17 protein-coding genes are annotated in these 17,868 nt (G+C 67.3%); 14 read left to right on the top strand and 3 right to left on the bottom strand.

Annotated elements, in window-relative coordinates:
- Positions 1-31 precede the first annotated feature (31 nt).
- The 5 genes from VJ655_RS03755 to VJ655_RS03735 are packed head-to-tail and all read left to right on the top strand — an operon-like array spanning position 32 to position 5,578.
- Complete coding sequence (locus VJ655_RS03755) at positions 32-1,288, top strand: hydrolase (RefSeq protein ID WP_324098416.1); 1,257 nt, start codon at positions 32-34, stop codon at positions 1,286-1,288.
- Positions 1,289-2,293, top strand: coding sequence for an arginine N-succinyltransferase (locus VJ655_RS03750; protein ID WP_324098414.1), 1,005 nt, complete (start codon positions 1,289-1,291; stop codon positions 2,291-2,293). It begins immediately after the preceding gene.
- Positions 2,290-3,744 (top strand): succinylglutamate-semialdehyde dehydrogenase, encoded by a 1,455-nt coding sequence (astD, locus tag VJ655_RS03745; RefSeq protein WP_324098411.1) that lies wholly within the window; start codon positions 2,290-2,292, stop codon positions 3,742-3,744. The genes VJ655_RS03750 and astD overlap by 4 nt, the downstream gene beginning before the upstream one ends.
- Positions 3,741-5,081 carry an N-succinylarginine dihydrolase gene (gene astB, locus VJ655_RS03740; RefSeq protein WP_324098409.1) on the top strand — a complete coding sequence of 447 codons (1,341 nt, stop codon included), beginning with the start codon at positions 3,741-3,743 and terminating at the stop codon, positions 5,079-5,081. Before astD ends, astB begins: the two co-directional genes overlap by 4 nt.
- On the top strand, positions 5,078-5,578 hold the full coding sequence (locus VJ655_RS03735; RefSeq protein WP_324098406.1) for an N-acetyltransferase: 501 nt from the start codon (positions 5,078-5,080) through the stop codon (positions 5,576-5,578). Before astB ends, VJ655_RS03735 begins: the two co-directional genes overlap by 4 nt.
- Here VJ655_RS03735 and VJ655_RS03730 read toward each other — a convergent pair.
- Positions 5,575-6,369 (bottom strand): LytTR family DNA-binding domain-containing protein, encoded by a 795-nt coding sequence (locus VJ655_RS03730; protein WP_324098404.1) that lies wholly within the window; start codon positions 6,367-6,369, stop codon positions 5,575-5,577. The genes VJ655_RS03735 and VJ655_RS03730 overlap by 4 nt on opposite strands.
- Before the next feature lie 132 nt (positions 6,370-6,501).
- On the opposite strand from VJ655_RS03730, the gene VJ655_RS03725 reads away from it, so the two are divergent.
- Positions 6,502-7,716 (top strand): acyltransferase family protein, encoded by a 1,215-nt coding sequence (locus VJ655_RS03725; protein WP_324098399.1) that lies wholly within the window; start codon positions 6,502-6,504, stop codon positions 7,714-7,716.
- Here VJ655_RS03725 and phhA read toward each other — a convergent pair.
- Together phhA and hspQ are read right to left on the bottom strand one after the other, a co-directional pair.
- Positions 7,671-8,555, bottom strand: coding sequence for a phenylalanine 4-monooxygenase (gene phhA, locus VJ655_RS03720; protein ID WP_324098396.1), 885 nt, complete (start codon positions 8,553-8,555; stop codon positions 7,671-7,673). The two genes, VJ655_RS03725 and phhA, sit on opposite strands and share 46 nt — an antisense overlap.
- A gap of 81 nt (positions 8,556-8,636) precedes the next feature.
- Positions 8,637-8,966: a heat shock protein HspQ gene (gene hspQ, locus VJ655_RS03715; protein ID WP_324098394.1), complete on the bottom strand. Its 330-nt coding sequence runs from the start codon at positions 8,964-8,966 to the stop codon at positions 8,637-8,639.
- Positions 8,967-9,129: 163 nt separating this feature from the next.
- Here hspQ and VJ655_RS03710 point away from each other — a divergent pair, with 163 nt between their 5' ends.
- From VJ655_RS03710 to VJ655_RS03675, 8 genes are all read left to right on the top strand, one after another.
- Positions 9,130-10,236 (top strand): Ppx/GppA phosphatase family protein, encoded by a 1,107-nt coding sequence (locus VJ655_RS03710; protein ID WP_324098392.1) that lies wholly within the window; start codon positions 9,130-9,132, stop codon positions 10,234-10,236.
- Entirely contained in the window at positions 10,233-10,943 is a 711-nt protein-coding gene (locus VJ655_RS03705) for an RlmE family RNA methyltransferase (RefSeq protein ID WP_324098389.1), read from the top strand. The genes VJ655_RS03710 and VJ655_RS03705 overlap by 4 nt, the downstream gene beginning before the upstream one ends.
- Positions 10,940-11,986, top strand: a complete 1,047-nt coding sequence (locus VJ655_RS03700; RefSeq protein WP_324098387.1) for a potassium channel family protein — start codon at positions 10,940-10,942, stop codon at positions 11,984-11,986. The genes VJ655_RS03705 and VJ655_RS03700 overlap by 4 nt, the downstream gene beginning before the upstream one ends.
- Before the next feature lie 79 nt (positions 11,987-12,065).
- The gene (gene guaB / locus VJ655_RS03695) at positions 12,066-13,529 is read left to right on the top strand and encodes an IMP dehydrogenase (protein ID WP_324098385.1); all 1,464 of its coding nucleotides are present in this window, start codon (positions 12,066-12,068) and stop codon (positions 13,527-13,529) included.
- A gap of 9 nt (positions 13,530-13,538) precedes the next feature.
- Positions 13,539-13,928, top strand: a complete 390-nt coding sequence (locus VJ655_RS03690) for an MAPEG family protein (RefSeq protein WP_324098383.1) — start codon at positions 13,539-13,541, stop codon at positions 13,926-13,928.
- Positions 13,928-15,205, top strand: coding sequence for an RsmB/NOP family class I SAM-dependent RNA methyltransferase (locus VJ655_RS03685; RefSeq protein WP_324098379.1), 1,278 nt, complete (start codon positions 13,928-13,930; stop codon positions 15,203-15,205). Before VJ655_RS03690 ends, VJ655_RS03685 begins: the two co-directional genes overlap by 1 nt.
- 43 nt (positions 15,206-15,248) lie before the next feature.
- The gene (guaA, locus tag VJ655_RS03680; protein WP_324098375.1) at positions 15,249-16,811 is read left to right on the top strand and encodes a glutamine-hydrolyzing GMP synthase; all 1,563 of its coding nucleotides are present in this window, start codon (positions 15,249-15,251) and stop codon (positions 16,809-16,811) included.
- Positions 16,812-17,129: 318 nt separating this feature from the next.
- The coding region (locus VJ655_RS03675) for a tyrosine-type recombinase/integrase (protein ID WP_324098372.1) at positions 17,130-17,868 on the top strand (739 nt) is incomplete at its 3' end.

Raw genomic sequence — 17,868 nt, 5'->3', positions numbered from 1 at the left:
TTATCTTGACTGAGGGAGGACTGGTCTTTCGATGCGTCTCGATTCAGAAGATCGTGCTGTTCTGGACTACGTCGCGCAGGTCGGCGGCCAGATCGTCGACCGCGCCGTGGACTGGTGCGCCATCAATTCCGGCAGCCGGCACCTGGCCGGGTTGGAACGCCAAAGGCAGGCCTTGCTGGACGCCACCGCCAGCCTGCCCGCCGCGCCGGTCGAGATCCCGCTGGCGCCCTCTCGCGAGGTTGGGGCCGATGGCCGCGAGACGGAGCTGGTCCATCCGCCGTCCCTGGCCGTGATCGTACGTCCCGAAGCGGCCGTCCAGGTGGTGCTGACAGGCCACTACGACACGGTCTATCCCGAGACGAGCGCCTTCCAGCAGGTGCGGACCCGTCCCGACGGCGCGCTGCACGGTCCGGGCGTCGCCGACATGAAGGGCGGGATTTCGGTGATGCTGGCGGCGCTGGAGGCGTTCGAACGTCATCCCGCCGCCCCGAACCTGGGATACCGTGTGCTGCTGTCGCCGGACGAGGAGATCGGCTCGGTCGCCTCGGCGCCGGTGCTGGCCGAGTTCGCCCGCCGCGGCCATGTGGGTCTGACCTACGAGCCGGCCTTGGCTGACGGGGCTCTGGCCTCGGCGCGCAAGGGCTCGGGCAATTTCCATATCGTCGTCCATGGTCGCGCGGCCCACGCCGGCCGTGACTTCGCCGCCGGCCGCAACGCCGTGATCGGCGCGGCCAGGATCGCCGAGAAGCTGCATGGCCTGAACGGTTTGCGCGACGGCATCACGGTCAACGTCGCTCGTATCGACGGCGGCGCGCCGCTGAACATGGTGCCGGATGTGGCGGTTGTGCGGTTCAACGTTCGCTTCCCGCAGGCCGAGGCGGCGATCTGGTTCGAGGGCGAAGTCGCCCGGATCGTGGGCGAAGTCGGCGACGACCTGCACGCCCATCTCCACGGGGCGATCACCCGCGGCGCCAAGCCGTTCAACGCCGCCCAGCAGCGGCTGTTCGGCGCGGTGAAGGAGGCCGGCGCGCTGCTCGGCCAGGACATTACCTGGAAGCCCTCCGGCGGCGTCTGCGAGGGAAACAATCTTTTCGCCTCGGGCCTGCCCAACGTCGACACCCTTGGGGTGCGGGGGGGCGACATCCACAGCGAAGCCGAACACGCCTGGCCCGAAAGCTTCGTCGAGCGCGCTCAGCTCTCGGCCGTGATCCTGATGAAATTGGCGAGTGGCGATATCGACGGCCGGGGCATCCGCGCCGCCATGAACGCCCTCGGGGAGACCCACTGAATGCTCGTTGTCCGTCCCGCCGGCCCCGCCGACTTCGAATCCCTGCTGGAGCTGGCCGTGCTGTCGGGGCGCGGCTTCACCAGCCTGCCGGAGGACGAGGCGACCCTGCGCGCGCGCCTGACCCTGTCGGAGGCCAGCTTTCAGGCGAGCGTCGCTCCGCCAGAGGCCTGGTACACGCTGATGCTGGAGGACCTCGAGACGGGCTCCGTCGAAGGCGTGGCCGGGGTCAAGGCGGGCGTCGGTCTGAAGCGGCCGTTCTTTTCGTTCCGGGTCGTGACCCTGGCCCAGTCTTCGCCGACCCTGGAGATGCGTTTCGACCACAAAGCCCTGGTGTTGGTGAACGAGTGCGCCGGCTGGTCGGAGGTCGGCTCGCTGTTCCTGCGGCCGGAGCGGCGCATGGGCGGGGCGGGGCGGCTTCTGGCGCAATCGCGCTACATGCTGATCGGCAGCGAACCCCAGCGTTTCGCCGAGATGGTGCTGGCCGAGTTGCGCGGCTGGTTCGACGCGGACGGCCGCTGTCCGTTCTGGGAACACGTGGCGCAGAAGTTCTTCCGGCTGGACTTCGACCAGGCCGATCTGATGAGCGCCTCGACCGACGGTCAGTTCATCCTGGACCTGGCGCCGCGGCATCCGATCTACACCGAGTTGCTACCCGAGGAAGCTCGCGACGTGATCGGCCGGGTGCACCGAGACGGCGAGGCCGCCAGGGCCATGCTGGAGCGCGAGGGGTTCCGGTATCAGGGGCTCGTCGACCTGTTCGACGCCGGCCCGACCGTGGCCTGTCCCCGGGACGACATCCGCACCGTGCGCGACTCACGACGCCTTCGGGTGAAGGCTGGCGAGGACGCATTTGGCGAGGAGGCGCTGGTCTCCACAGGCGAGGTGACGCGGTTCCGGGCCGTTCGGACTCCTGTGCTGATCGACGGCGACGTGGCGATCCTGGGACGAGAGGCGATGGACGCTCTTGGCGTCTGTGAAGGTGAAGCGGTGCGGGTGAAGGCATGAGCGGCGAACTGTTTATCGATGGCAAGTGGCGTTCGGGCGCTGGCTCGGAACTGATCTCGATCGATCCCGCGACGGGCGAGGTTGTCTGGCGCGCCGCGACGGCGACCGGAGCGGACGTCGTTCAGGCCGTCGAAGCGGCGCGTCGCGCCTTCCCGGGCTGGGCGGATCGCCCGCACGAGGAGCGGGTCGCGATCCTGCGTCGCTACAAGGAGATCCTGGTCGAACGCACGGCGACCTTCGCCGAGGCCCTGAGCCGCGAGACCGGCAAGGCGCTCTGGGAGACCAAGGCCGAGCTGGGTTCGATGGCCGGCAAGGTCGACCTGTCGATCAAGGCCTATCAGGAACGAACCGGCGTCACTGAAAACGCCATGCCGTTCGGCCGGGCCGTGCTGCGGCATCGGGCCCACGGCGTCATGGCGGTGCTAGGGCCGTTCAACTTCCCGGGCCATCTCCCCAACGGCCACATCGTGCCGGCCCTGCTGGCGGGCGACACGGTGGTGTTCAAACCCTCCGAAGAGACGCCCTTGGCTGGCCAGCTGATGGTCGAGGCGCTGGAGGCGGCGGGCGTTCCGGCCGGCGTCATCAACCTGGTCCAGGGCGGACGCGAGACTGGCCAGGCGCTGATCAACCAAGAAATAGACGGCCTGCTGTTCACCGGCTCGGCCGCGGCCGGTGCTTTCTTCCGCCGACACTTCGCCGACCGGCCGGACGTCATCCTGGCGCTGGAGCTGGGCGGCAACAATCCGCTGGTGGTCTGGGGCGCCGACGACCCCGAGGCCGTCGCGGCCCTTGTCGTGCAGTCGGCCTATATCACCACCGGTCAGCGCTGTTCGTGCGCGCGCCGGTTGATCCTGCCGGACGACGCCTTCGGCCGCGCGGTGATCGAGGCGACAGCGGCCCTGGCCGATCGGCTCTCGATCGGTCCCTGGAACGGCGAGAACGAAGCTTTCATGGGGCCGTTGATCTCGGCCCGGGCCGCCGACGTCGCGCGCGCCGTCGCCGACAGCATGGGCGGCGAACGCATCCGGCCTCTGGGCGCCGTCGAGGGTCTGAGCGGGGCCTTCGTGACGCCGGGCCTTGTGGACGTCACGGGCGTCGACACCCCGGACGAAGAGCTGTTCGCGCCCTGGCTGCAGGTGCGGCGCGTCGCCAGATTCGACGACGCCCTGGCGGCGGCCAACGCCACGCGCTACGGCCTGTCGGCGGGTCTTATCTCCAATGAATCAAGCCGTTGGGAGGCATTCCTCAACCGCATCCGGGCTGGTGTCGTGAACTGGAACCGGCCCACCACGGGCGCGGCCGGATCGATGCCGTTCGGTGGCCTGGGCGCGTCCGGCAATCACCGTCCCAGCGCCTACTACGCGGCTGACTACTGCGCCTATCCGGTCGCCAGTTTCGAAGCCGAGGCGGTGGCCGATACGCTCAAGGACATCAAGGGTTTGCGGCCATGACCTCCGCGGTGGAGGCCAATTGCGACGGTCTGGTCGGGCCGACCCATTCGTATGTCGGCCTGTCGCCCGGAAACCTGGCCAGCACCCGCAACGCCGGAGAGGTCTCCAATCCGCGCGGGGCGGCGCTGGAAGGGCTGGCCAAGATGCGCCGGCTCTACGACCTGGGCATGCCGCAGTTCGTCTTGCCGCCACATGAACGACCGGCCGTAGGTTTCTTGAAACAGATCGGTTTTTCCGGTGACGATGCGGCGACGCTTGAGGCGGCCTGGCGAACGGCGCCGGCGCTCGCGGCGGCGGCTTGCTCGGCCTCGCCGATGTGGGCCGCGAACGCCGCGACGGTGACGCCCAGCGCCGACGCCGCGGACGGTCGCGTCCATTTCACGCCGGCCAATCTGCTGACCAACCTGCACCGCAGCTTGGAAGGGCCACAGACGTCCCGCGCCTTGCGCCGTCTGTTTCGGGACGAGCTCCGCTTCGCCGTCCACGATCCCCTGCCGGCCCAGCCTCATTTCGCCGACGAGGGCGCGGCCAACCATGTGCGGCTCTGCGCCGACCATGGCGAGGCGGGCGTCAACCTGTTCGTCTGGGGACGCGAGGCCTGGGAACGCTGGGACGGCCAGTTTCCCGCCCGCCAGACCCGCGAGGCGTTCGAGGCCATTCAACGCCGCCATGGCGCAGCGCGGGCCGTCTTCCCCCGGCAGGCCAGGGCCGCGATCGAGGGCGGAGCCTTCCATAACGACGTGGTCTGCGTGGGCTCGCGCGCATGCCTGTTCTTCCACGAGCGCGCCTTCGAGGACCGGGGCCTGATGGAGCGCGAAGTCCGCGCCGCCGCCGAAGGCCTGTTCGAGCCCGCCCTTGTCGAGGTGTCGGAGGCGGACCTGCCGATGGCGGACCTCGTGGCGAGCTATCTCTTCAACTCGCAACTGCTGACGGTTCCAGGCGAGGATCGCCTGGTCCTTCTGGCGCCGGCCGAGACCCGGGACAATCCCCGGGCTCACGCCGTCGCCGAAAGTCTGGCCACGTCCAACGGTCCGATCGGCCGCGTCGAATATGTCGATGTGCGCCAAAGCATGCGTAATGGCGGCGGGCCCGCCTGCCTGCGGCTGCGGGTGGTGCTGACCGACGTCGAGCTCGAGGCGACCAATCCCGCCCAGCGGTTCACGCCCGGCCTGCACACCATCCTGGCCGACTGGGTCCAGCGGCGCTATCGCGACCGCCTGGCGCCGGCGGACCTGGCCGATCCCGATCTGTTGACCGAAAGTCGCGAGGCTCTGGACGAACTCAGCCAGATCCTCGACCTTGGCGGGGACTTCTATCCATTCCAGAGGGCGTCATGAGCGTGATGATCCGGCAGGCGAGCCTCGACGACATTTCCGGGATCCTGGCCGCGCACAAGGCCGCGGCGGTCCAGCCGGGGCGCCTGGCGCGCACGCCGGAGGAAATCACCGAGGCTTATGTTCGCGGCGTGATCGAGACGCCGGGCGGGGTCTGCCTCGTGGCGGTGGATCAGGACGGAGTCGTCTGCGGCGAGATCCATGCGCGCCGCGAGCATATCGCGCTCTTCTCCCACGTGCTGGGCGGGGTGACGGTCGCTGTCCAGCCGGACCATCAGGGAAGGGGCATCGGCTCCAAGCTCTTCATGGCCCTGATCGCCGAGGCTCGCACCATGAGCCCGCCGGTGTTGCGCATCGAGCTCGCGGCCGGGGCTGGCAATCCGGACGCCATCCGGCTCTACGAGCGGCTGGGCTTTCAGCAGGAGGGGCGTCAGCCGAAACGTGGTCGCTATCCCGACGGCCGCTTCGAGGACGACATCCTGATGGGCATGCTGCTTTAGCGCCGCAGCGTCTTGAGGGCTTCGGGGAAGCGCCGCGACAGCGGAACATCCAGGCCGCCCAACTCGACGGCGTAGTCGCCCGAGCCTTCCGGCTTCAGGCCCGTCACGCGTGCCTTGTTGACCAGCCAGGACTTGTGGGTGCGAACAAAGCCCCGCGGAGCTAGCGCCTCCAAGACAGCGCTCAGTGACGAGCGCATCAGCGGACGCCGGCTGTCGGTCAGGAGGAATTCGACATAGTTGCCCGCCGAGCGCACGGCCAGGATCTCGGCGACGGGAACGCGGATCAGCCGCGCGCCGTCCTGGATGTCGAACGTGGCGGGCAGGGCGGGGGGCTCGTCCGGCTTCTGGGCGCTGCGGCGCAGGGCCAGCCAATAGATGATCGTCGCCAGGCCGTACGACATCATGTCCTTGCGAAATTCGTAGGGAAATTCGGTCGATAGCGGCCCGAAGGTGTAGGCCTCGTGCAGGAGCGCGGCGTGCGCGAGCTTGCGCAAGGCCACAAAGCCGCAGACGTGCAGGACCGAATAGACGAACACCGCGAGTGTGTGAGCCGGGGCGACGACCCACCAGCGGGGATGAGCTCGCACCATCCAAAAGGCCATCGCGGCGGGAATGGCGAAGATGAACAGGGTGACCAGCGCGCTGCTGGCCTCCCAGATGGTGGGCGCGATCACGCCCAGTTCCGGCGCATCGTGCTGAAGGGTCAGCACATTGACCACCGCGATCGCGGCGACAAGGCAGGCGCCCAGCAGCCACGCGCGGACAAGCCACTGGCGCTCCTCGCCGGTCATCCCGAAAGGGCCGCCGCTGGTCCCTGATGCTTTTCCGTTCGTCCCGGCAAGCGACCGCTGATCCCCCGCCGCTTGGCCGGCCCGAGCGTCACGGGGCAGGTCTTTGGCATCGCTTTTCATGCCGGACGCCTCATGACCACGACCGCCTTGCCCCTCGATCGGCGCTACGACCTCGACTGGATTCGGGTCGGCGCGTTCTTCCTGCTGATCCTCTACCACACCGGCATGTTCTACGTGCCTTGGGAATGGCACGTGAAGACGCCGCATATCGTGGAGGGACTGATGCCCTTCATGCTGATGACCAATCCGTGGCGACTGACCCTGCTGTTCCTAGTGTCGGGCGCGGCGACACGGTTCATGGCCGACAAGACCACGGTCGGAAAGCTATCCACGGCGCGGGTGGCGCGGCTACTGCCGCCGCTGTTGTTCGCGATGATCGTGATCGTGCCGCCGCAGTCCTACTATCAGGTGGTCGAGTACATGGCCGCCCATCCGGGCAGCGGGCTGTCGGTCGACAACTTCTGGATCCGCTATGTGACGGCGTCCGGCCATTGGTGCGGCGTCGACGGCGAGTGCCTGACGACACCGACCTGGAACCATATGTGGTTCGTGGCCTACCTGTTGTTCTACACCCTGGTCCTGGCGCTGATGCTGCTGGTGTGGAAAAAGGCCGGCCAGCATATCCAGACCGCCACCGAATGGCTGTTGAAGGGCGTTGGCCTGTTCGGCTGGCCGATTCTGTTTCTGGGCATGCTTCGCGCGACGCTCTACGCCAAGTACGGTGAAACCCACGCCCTGGTCGGCGACCACTATGTCCACGCCGTCTCGTTCAGCGCCTTTTTGCTGGGCTTTGGCCTGGCCAAGTCGGAGCTCCTGCGTGGGCGCCTGATCGCGGCGCGCTGGCCCGCCCTGATCCTGACCATCGGCGCCTGGGCCGGCTGGTCGGCCTACGTCTGGACCTATCGCAACGACACGCCGATCCCGCCGCCGCAGCTGAAGCTCGTCATGCGCTTCGTCTTCGCCGCCGACACCTGGTGCGCGATCATCGCCATCCTGGGTTTCGGCGCCAAGCACCTGACCAAGGGCGGGCCGGTGCTGCGCTACCTGACCCTGGGCGTCTTTCCGTTCTATCTCGTTCACCAGACCCTGATCGTGATCATGGCGCATCATCTCGCCAAACTGGGTCTGCCGCAGGGGCTGGAGGGCGCGACCCTGGTCGCGGCGACCTTTGCGGGATGCTTCGCCACCTATGAAATCGTGCGGCGCATCCCAGGCGTGCGGATCCTGTTCGGCTTGAAGGGTCAGCCGCCGGAGGTCGTGGCAAGTCGGCCGCCAGCCCTCGCATAGGCCTGGGTTCCGCGCGTGAGGACGGTGTCGCCGGGGACGATCTCGGCGACGCCGATCTCGCTTGCGCCCGCCAGTCGCTGATAGAGCGCGCCGAAGTCCTGGAGCGTCACGTCCTGCAGGGTCTGGATCGAGTCGATGACGAAATAGACCTGCTGGAAGTCGTCGATCCGATAGAGGGTGCGCATTACCCGCTCCAGGTCGAACCCGATGCGATTGGGTGATGGATCGTCGAGCGCGAAGATCGACTCGGCGCGCGAGGAAACGATGCCCGCGCCGTAGATGCGCAGGCCTTCCGGCGTGTTCATCAGGCCAAACTCCACCGTATACCAGTAGAGCCGGGCCAGGTTGGCCAGGCGGCCCAGGGTCAGGGCCCGTTGGCCGCCCTGGCCATAGGCCTGCATGTAGTCGGCGAAGGTCGGATCGGTCAGCATCGGCACGTGGCCGAAGACGTCGTGGAAGATGTCCGGCTCCTGCAGGTAATCCAGTTCATGCGGCTTGCGAATGAATTGGCCGGCGGGGAAGCGGCGGTTGGCCAGATGGTCGAAGAAGACATCGTCGGGCACTAGGCCGGGGACAGCGACGACACTCCAGCCAGTCAGTCGCTGGAGCTCCTCATTGATGCGGGCGAAGTCGGGGATGCCGGTGCGGTGCAGATCCAGCGCGTCCAGGCCGCGCAGGAAGGCGTCACAGGCGCGACCGTGCAGCATGTCGGCTTGGCGCTCGTACAGGGTGATCCAGACGTCGTGCTCGGCCTGGGAGTAGGTCTCCCAGCCTTGGTCGATCGTCCAATCGGGACGGGCGCCCGGGGGCGGGCCGTTGCTAAAGCCATCTCCGCTCATAGAAGGACGCTACGCCCCGATTTTTGCAAAAGCTGTTCGGAGTTTGCGCCAAAAGGGCGGTTGGGCGATCAGACTTGCCGCTTAGTGTGAGATCCGGGGGCGAAGCTTGTATTGCCCGTGGTCGAACGACTCGAAGATCACCGCGGTCTGAGGGTGGCCGACCGGCTCGCCGCTATCGTCCGGAAGCAGGTTCTGTTCGGAGACATAGGCGACGTAGCTGTTGTCCTCGTTCTCGGCCAGCAGGTGGTAGAAAGGCTGGTCCTTGGTCGGCCGGATCTCTTCCGGGATCGACTGCCACCATTCCTCCGTATTGGCGAACACCGGGTCGACGTCGAACACCACGCCCCGGAACGGGAAGAGGCGGTGTCTGACGACCTGGCCGATCGCGAACTTGGCGAGTCTCGAATTCATGACGTCCAGATTAGCAAGTCCACCTGACTGAAACCTGAACGGTGGGACTTCCGAACCCGGAAGACAAGCCGGCGCCTTCCGGAGGACGAGTCACGTGATATGGTCGACTCGAAGTGGGGTCTCGTAACCGTTTGCGAGGCTCGCGAGACAGGTGGCTAGAACCATGTCGGAGGCGCCGCGAGCGCCCGGCGCCCCGCAAGGGCGGCGTCGGCGGTCGCCGGACGAGCTGTCGTGCTATGCGGCGCTCGACCTGGGGACCAACAACTGCCGCCTTTTGGTGGCCACGCCTTCACCGCGCGGATTCCGCGTCGTCGAGGCCTATTCCCGTATTGTGCGCCTTGGCGAGGGACTGTCGCAAAGCGGCCAGCTCTCCGAAGCGGCCATGGACCGGTCCCTGGCCGCCCTGAAGGTTTGCGCCGAGAAGATTCGGCGACGCAAGGTGCTGCGGATCAAGGCCGTGGCCACCCAGGCCTGTCGTGGCGCGACAAATGGCCCCGACTTCGTGCGCCGCGTCCACGAGGAAACGGGCCTGAAGCTTCAGATCATCAGCCCCCGCGAAGAGGCCCAACTCTCCGTCGCCGGCTGCATGAACCTGTTCGATCGTCAGCAGGACGCGGCCCTCGTGGTCGATGTCGGCGGAGGCTCCACCGAACTCTCCTGGGTCGACCTGAAGGGCGGCGGCCTGGACGCCAAGCCGCGCCAGTTCGCCGCCTGGAAACTGCCGATCAAGGCCTGGCTGTCGATCCCCGTGGGCGTGGTCACCCTGGCCGAGCGCTTTCCCGAGGGCGAGCGCGCCGACGAAAGCTGGTTTCGCGCCATGGTCGACGACGTCAAGGCGCGGATTGAGGCGTTTCCGCACGCCGAACCCTTGCGGGAGATTTTCGACGAAGGGAGGGCGCATCTGGTGGGCACCTCCGGGGCGATCACCAGCCTGGCGGGGCTGCACCTTGGCTTGCCGCGCTATGACCGCAACGTCGTCGACGGCCTATGGATGAATCGAACAGACTGCGACGCGGCCGCCGCCAGATTGTTGGGCCTGACCTCCGCCGAGCGTGCGCAGGAGCCCTGCATCGGCGCCGATCGCGCCGATCTGGTCCTGGCGGGGGCGGCGATCCTGCAAGCCGTTCAGGAGCTCTGGCCGTGTTCGCGCGTGCGCGTCGCCGACCGAGGGCTTAGAGAAGGGCTCCTGATGTCCCTGATGTCCGATCAGCAGCGACGCCCGCGCCGGCGTCGTCGCGGCGGCGCCTCGAAGAAGTCTGAAGCCGCATGAGCGATGAAGATCCTCCCCGCAAGCGCATGGTCAAGCCGCCGGCCGGAGGCAACGAGGGCGGTCGCGGCAAGCCCGCCCGCCTGAAGACCGCCTATGGTCGCACGCCCAGCCAACAGGCGTGGCTGGAGCGTCAGATCAACGACCCGTTCTCCGCCAAGGCGCGAGCGCTCGGCTATCGCAGCCGCGCGGCGTTCAAGATCAGCGAGATCGACGACAAGTTCCACTTCTTCGGCAAGGGGGCCAGGGTCATCGACCTCGGCTGCGCGCCTGGCGGCTGGCTGCAGATCGCCGTCGAGCGTGGCGTGACCAATCTGGTCGGTGTCGACCTGCTGCCGGTGGACCCGGTCGCCCCCGCGCACATCCTGGAGATGGACTTCACCGACGACGCTTGCCCGCCCAAGCTGCTCGACTTGCTGGGCGGCCAGCCGGATCTGGTGATGTCCGACATGGCGCCCAACACCGTGGGGCACCGCGAGACCGATCACCTGCGTATCGTCGGGCTCATCGAGATCGCCGCCGAATTCGCCATCGATGTCCTCAAGCCCGGCGGAGCGTTCGTCGCCAAGGCCTTCCAGGGCGGGGAAACGGCCGAGATCATCGGCAGGCTGAAGCGCCATTTCACCAAGGTGCAGCACTTCAAGCCCAAGGCCAGCCGGCAGGACAGCTCCGAGGTGTTCCTGGTCGCCACGGGGTTCAAGGGGCGGTGAGGCGCGGGGGCGAGGTCATCGAGGGCCTGGTCTCCAGGCCCTTTCGCAACCTGGCGATCTCGATCGCCTTCGTCCTGCTGGTCGGAGCCTGCGCGATCGTCGGCTATCTGGCGGCGGGGTGGTCGTTTGACGACGCTCTCTACATGGTCACCCTGACCATCTTCACCGTGGGCTACGGTGAGGTGCGTCCGATCGACACCGACTACTTGCACCTCGTCACCATGGCCACGATGGTGTTTGGGTGCACCGGCGTCATCGTCGTCACGGGCTCGCTGGTGCAGGCGCTTACCCAGTCTCAACTTGAACAGTTCTTTGGAAAGCGCGTGGAACGCGACATCGACCGGCTGGACGGCCACATCATCATCTGCGGCTTTGGCCGCATCGGGCTCATGCTGGCGCAGGAGCTGGCCTCGGCGGGGGAGACCTTCGTCGTGGTCGAGCGTGACGAGGCGCGTTGCCAGGAGGCGAGGGACCTGGGCTATCTGTGCCGCCACGCCGACGCCACCGACGAGGACGTTCTACGGGCCATGCATGTCGAGCGCGCCCGCGTGCTGGCCACCGTGCTGCCCGACGACGCGGCCAACGTCTACATCACCCTGTCGGCGCGGAGCCTCAACCCTGGGCTCGAGATCATCGCCCGCGGCGAGCGGCCCACCACCGAACGCAAGCTGGTCCAGGCCGGCGCGGACAGGATCGTGATGCCGACCCACATCGGGGCGGAGCGCATCGCCGAAATGATCCTCTATCCCAAGCTGGCGGAATATCTGCGCACGGCCCAGTCCCTGTCGACTGAAGCGGGCGACGGGCTGGGCAAGCTGGGCCTGGATCTCGGCGTCATCACCGCGCCGGCCACCTTCGCCGCTCGCCGCGTCACGGTGGGCGAGTTCGAACGGCGCGGCGGCGGGCTGCTGGTCGTACGGATCGACCGCAGCGATGGCGCGGTCTTCGAAAATCCAAAGCCCGACACGATCATCCGGGCGGGCGATGGGGTCACCGTGGTCTCCAAGCTCGGACGGTTGGGTTTGTCGGCGATCGCCGACTGATCATCTCGATTTCGGCGTCTCCCGGGCTCGACAAGGACGGGCCTCGCGGCTATATCCGCGCCGCAAAATGGAGACTCCGATGGAGATTCGCGAAGGGCTTACCTTCGACGACGTTTTGCTCGAACCCGGCCCGTCCGACGTCATGCCGACCCAGGTGACGACCGAGACCCGGTTCACGCGTGAAATCAGTCTGAACATACCGCTCGTGTCCGCCGCCATGGACACGGTGACCGAAAGCCGCCTGGCCATCGCCATGGCCCAGGCCGGAGGTCTTGGCATCCTGCACCGCAACCTCACCAACGAGGAGCAGGCCGACCAGGTCCGCGAGGTCAAGCGCTACGAAAGCGGCATGGTCATCAATCCGCTGACCATCCACCCCGACACCACCCTGGCCGAGATCCGCGAGATCAAGGCCCGCCGCAAGATCTCGGGCTTCCCAGTGGTCGAACGCGGCTCGGGCAAGCTGGTCGGCATCCTGACCAACCGCGACATGCGCTTCGAGGGCGACGACAAGGTCCCGGCCTCGGCGCTGATGACCCGCGAGGGCCTGATCACGGTCTCCGAGGGTGTCGATCATCGCGAGGCGCGCGAACTGCTGCGCAAGCACAAGATCGAGCGCCTGATCGTCGTCGATGACGCCTATCGCGCCGTCGGCCTGATCACCGTCAAGGACATCGAAAAGGCCCAGGCTCATCCCCTGGCCGCCAAGGACGACAAGGGCCGCCTGCTGGTCGGCGCGGCCTCGACCGTCGGCGACGCCGGTTTCGAGCGTTCGATGGGCCTGGTGGACGCCGGTGTCGACGTCGTCGTCATCGACACCGCCCACGGCCACTCCAGCCAGGTCGCCCAGGCGGTCTCGCGTCTCAAGCGCGAAGCCAATCGCGTCCAGATCGTGGCCGGCAACATCGCCACCTACGACGCCGCTCGCGCCCTGATCGACGCCGGCGCCGACGCGGTGAAGGTGGGCATCGGTCCGGGCTCGATCTGCACCACCCGCATCGTCGCCGGCGTGGGCGTGCCGCAGCTGACCGCGATCATGGAAGCCGTGCGCGCGGGCAAGGAAGCCGGCGTGCCGATCATCGCCGACGGCGGCATCAAGTACTCGGGCGACCTAGCCAAGGCCATCGCGGCCGGGGCTTCGACCGCCATGATGGGCTCGATGTTCGCCGGCACCGAGGAGGCGCCGGGCGAGGTGTTCCTGTACCAGGGGCGTTCGTACAAGAGCTATCGCGGCATGGGCTCGGTGGGCGCCATGGCCCGCGGCTCGGCCGACCGCTACTTCCAGAAGGAAGTGACGGACAGCTTCAAGCTGGTGCCGGAGGGCATCGAGGGCCAGACCCCGTTCAAAGGGCCGATCTCGCCGGTGCTGCACCAACTGGTCGGCGGCCTGCGCGCGGCCATGGGCTATGTCGGCGCGCCGACCATCCCCGAGCTGCAGAAGCGCGCCAGGTTCGTGCGCATCACCGGCGCTGGCCTGCGGGAGAGCCACGTCCATGACGTGATGATCACCCGCGAAGCGCCGAACTATCCGAGCGCGGTGTAGTCGATGCGGATGGCGTTCGAACTCCAGATGCTGGGCGTGGCGGTCCTGATCGGCCTCGTCCACCTGCTGTGGGCGGCCCTGGCGGGCCTCTCGCAGCGAGGGCTGGAGTGGAGCGTCGGTCCGCGCGACGAGCGCCTGGACGTCACCGGTCTGGCCGGGCGGCTTCAGCGGGCGTTCGTCAACTTCCGTGAGAGCTTCGCGCTGTTCGCCGTGGCCGTGCTGCTCGCCTATCTGGGCGGTCGGCTCGGGACGCTGACCGCGTTCGGCGCGGGCCTCTATGTTGGCGGCCGCATCGCCTTCCTGCCGCTCTATGTTTTTGGCGTGCCGTGGGTGCGCAGCATCGCCTGGGGCGTTTCCCTGACGGGGATTCTGCTGACCCTCCTGGCTCTGGTCGTCTGATGCGCGACGGAGGGCGGGTTTCGGCGGCGATCGAGGTTCTCACCGAGATCGAGACGCGGCATTTTCCGGCGAAGATGGCGCTGAAGCGCTGGGGCGAGGCGGCGCGCTACGCCGGCTCCAAGGACCGCGCCTTCGTCTCGGGCCTGGTGCTGGACGCCTTGCGCCGCAAGCGCTCGCTGGCCTGGATGATGGGCGACCCCAGCCCGCGCGGCGTGATGCTGGGCGTTCTGGCCTTCGTCTGGAAATGGACGCCGGAGCGCATCGCTGAAGCGGCCGCCGAGGAGCACGGCTTTGGCGCCCTGACCGCGGTCGAAGCCGAGCGTTTGGCCAATCCGGTCTCGCTGGATGGCGCGCCAGCGCCCGTGGCCGGCGACTATCCGGACTGGATGGAAGGACGGCTGGCTCGCGCCTTCGGCGCCGACCAGGCCGCCGAGATGGCGGCGTTGGCGGAACGCGCCCCGGTCGACCTGCGGGTCAACACCCTGAAGACCGACGCCGAACGGGCCGCCAAGGCCCTGGCCCCGATCCACGCCGCGCCGGCCGGGATCTTGCCCAACGCCTTCCGCATTCCTGCGCCGGCCGCCGCCGACCGCACACCGTCGGTCGAGGCCGTGCCGGCCTTCTCCAAGGGCTGGTTCGAGGTGCAGGACCTGGGCTCGCAGATCGCCGCCGCGGTAGCGGGCGATGTGAAGGGCAAACAGGTGCTGGATTTCTGCGCCGGCGGCGGCGGCAAGACTCTCGCCCTGGCGGCGGCCATGGGCAATACGGGCCAGATTTTCGCCCACGACAGCGACGCCCGCCGCCTGGCCGACACCATCCGGCGCGGTCAGAGGGCCGGAGTCCGCAACCTGCAGATCCGCTCGCCGATCGAGGCCACGCCGCTCAAGGGCCTGGAAGGCAAGATCGACGTCGTCTTCGTCGACGCGCCGTGCACCGGCGCTGGCACCTGGCGTCGTCATCCTGATGCGAAATGGCGCCTGTCGCCCGACCAGCTGGCCAAGCGCCAGATCGAGCAGGATTCGGTGCTCGAGGACGCCTCGACCTTCGTGAAGGCCGGCGGCCGCATGGTCTATGTGACCTGTTCGCTGCTGGTCGACGAGAACGAGGACCGCGTCGCCGGCTTCCTCGAGCGCCATCCCGAATTCACCGTGAAGCCGATCGCCTTGCCGGGCGTCGAGCACGTCACGCCCGAAGGCTATCTGCGCCTGACCCCTTACCGCGCCGGGACGGACGGCTTCTTCGCCGCCGTCCTCGAGCGATCCTCGTACACGCCCTGACCTTGAACGCCCGATCGACACAATGACCGCTGGAGATTTGCCGATGACCACCGAAACCCAACACCAGCGCGTCCTGATCGTCGATTTCGGCAGCCAAGTGACCCAGCTGATCGCGCGCCGGGTGCGCGAGGCCGGCGTCTATTGCGAGATCCATCCGTTCGACAAGGCCGAAGAACTGGTCGACAGCTACAAGCCGTCGGCCATCATCCTGTCGGGCGGTCCCGCCAGCGTGCTGGAGGACGACAGCCCCCGCATCGGCAAGAAGCTGTTCGAGCTGGGCGTGCCGCTGATGGCGGTCTGCTACGGCCAGCAGCTGCTTTGCGACGTGATGGGCGGGCGGGTCGAGGGCGGCCACGCCGGCGAGTTCGGCCGCGCCGAGCTGACCGTCGGCAAGGTCAGTCCGCTGTTCCAGGGCCTGGCCGACGTCGGCGAGCTGGAAACGGTCTGGATGAGCCACGGCGACCGTGTCACCGCCATCCCGGAAGGCTTCGAGGTGATCGCCACCTCGACCGGCGCCCCGTTCGCGGCGATCGCCAATGACGAAAAGAAGATCTACGCCGTGCAGTTCCACCCCGAGGTGGTCCACACGGTCAACGGCGCCAAGATCTACCGCAACTTCCTGTTCAACATCGCCGGCCTGAAGGGCGACTGGACCATGGCGGCCTTCCGCCAGGAGATGGTTCAGAAGATCCGCGACCAGGTTGGGACCGGCAAGGTGATCTGCGGCCTGTCGGGAGGCGTCGATAGCTCGGTGGCGGCTGTCCTGATCCACGAGGCGATCGGCGACCAGCTGACCTGCGTGTTCGTCGACACCGGCCTGCTGCGCAAGAACGAGGCCGAACAGGTCGTCACCCTGTTCCGCGACCACTACAACATTCCGCTGGTCCACGTGGACGCCGGGGATCTGTTCCTGGGCGAGCTAGCTGGCGTCACCGATCCCGAGACCAAGCGCAAGACCATCGGCCGCTTGTTCATCGACGTCTTCGACAAGGAAGCCGCCAAGATCGACGGGGCGCAGTTCCTGGCCCAGGGCACGCTCTATCCGGACGTCGTCGAAAGCGTCTCGGCCCGCGGCGGGCCCTCGGCGGTCATCAAGAGCCACCACAATGTCGGCGGCCTGCCGGACTACATGAAGCTGAAGCTGGTCGAACCGCTGCGCGAGCTCTTCAAGGACGAGGTCCGCGCCCTGGGCGTCGAGCTGGGGCTGGCGCCGGCCTTCGTCGGCCGCCACCCGTTCCCCGGCCCGGGCCTGGCCATCCGCATCCCCGGCGAGATCACGCCCGAGAAGGTCAAGGTCCTGCAGGACGCCGACGCCATCTATCTGGAGGAGATCCGCAACGCCGGCCTCTACGACCAGATCTGGCAGGCCTTCGCCGTGCTGCTGCCCGTGAAGACCGTCGGCGTGATGGGCGACGCTCGCACCTACGAGAACGTCCTGGCCCTGCGCGCGGTCACCTCGACCGACGGCATGACCGCCGACTTCTTCGAGTTCCCCTGGCCGATCCTGGGCAAGACCGCCACGCGCATCATCAACGAGGTGCGCGGCGTCAACCGGGTCGTCTACGACGTGACGTCCAAGCCGCCCGGCACCATCGAGTGGGAATGATTCAGGGTCCTTTTTGGACCTTCGCGGACCATCGCGAACATCTCTTAAATCATTGAAATAAAACGTGTTCTGGTTCCCTGTCGATCGGCGACGATCGAGGGAAGCCAGTTCACGTTTCGTGTGTCTGACGGTATCGCCCTGAGCTTGCTCGCGAGGGCGTGCGGCTGATACCGTCACGACAAGTCAGGCCTGACGGTATTTTTTCCAGCATCAAGCCCCTGAATTCACTCAGGAAAAGGCGTTTCCACCACCCCGTTTTGGGCGTGACGGTATTTTGCGCCGATTTTCGGTGTTTTCGGGGTGCGCAGGAGGCCGTCCATGCTCACCGATGCATCGCTCAAGCATCTGAAACCAAAGAAGAAACCCTACAAGGTCGCGGACCGTGACGGTATTTACGTCGTGGTCACTCCCTCAGGCTCGATTTCCTTCCGTCTCGACTACCGGATCAACAACCGGCGAGAGACCCTGACGCTGGGCCGTTATGGCCGGGGCGGGATAAGCCTGCTCGCCGCCCGGGAGCTGGGCATGGAGGCCCGTCGCAAGGTGAGGGACGGGATTTCACCGGCGCTCGAGAAGCGGCGGGACAAGGCCCGCATCAAGGCCGCCAAGACCTTCGGCGACTTTGGCCGCAAGTGGCTGGAAGAAGGCCGAATGGCCGACAGCACCCGCGCCATGCGTCGCTCGATCTACGAGCGCGACGTCGAGCCGGCGTTCAAGAACCGCTTGCTGATCGAGATCGAGCCCGGCGACGTCCGGGCGCTCTGCGAGACGGTCAAGGGCCGTGGGGCGCCGGCGACCGCGATCCATATCCGCGATCAGATCAATCTGATCTTCGCCTTCGCCCGTCTGCACGGAGAAAAGGTGGAGAACCCAGCCAACGACGTCAGCCCATCGTCGATCTGGTCGTTCACGCCCCGCGAACGGGCCCTGTCGGCCAAGGAGATCCGACTGTTCTACCCGCTGCTGGAGCAGGTCCCCACCTTGCCGACCATCCGGCTGGGCATGAAGCTCATCCTGCTAACCCTGGTCCGCAAGAGCGAGCTGCAGGACGCCACCT

The organism is Caulobacter sp. (assembly GCF_035254145.1).
In the GTDB taxonomy this organism is placed as follows: domain Bacteria; phylum Pseudomonadota; class Alphaproteobacteria; order Caulobacterales; family Caulobacteraceae; genus Caulobacter.
The sequence above is the reverse complement of the archived record's forward strand: the minus strand, read 5'-3'. Positions and strand labels throughout refer to the sequence as shown.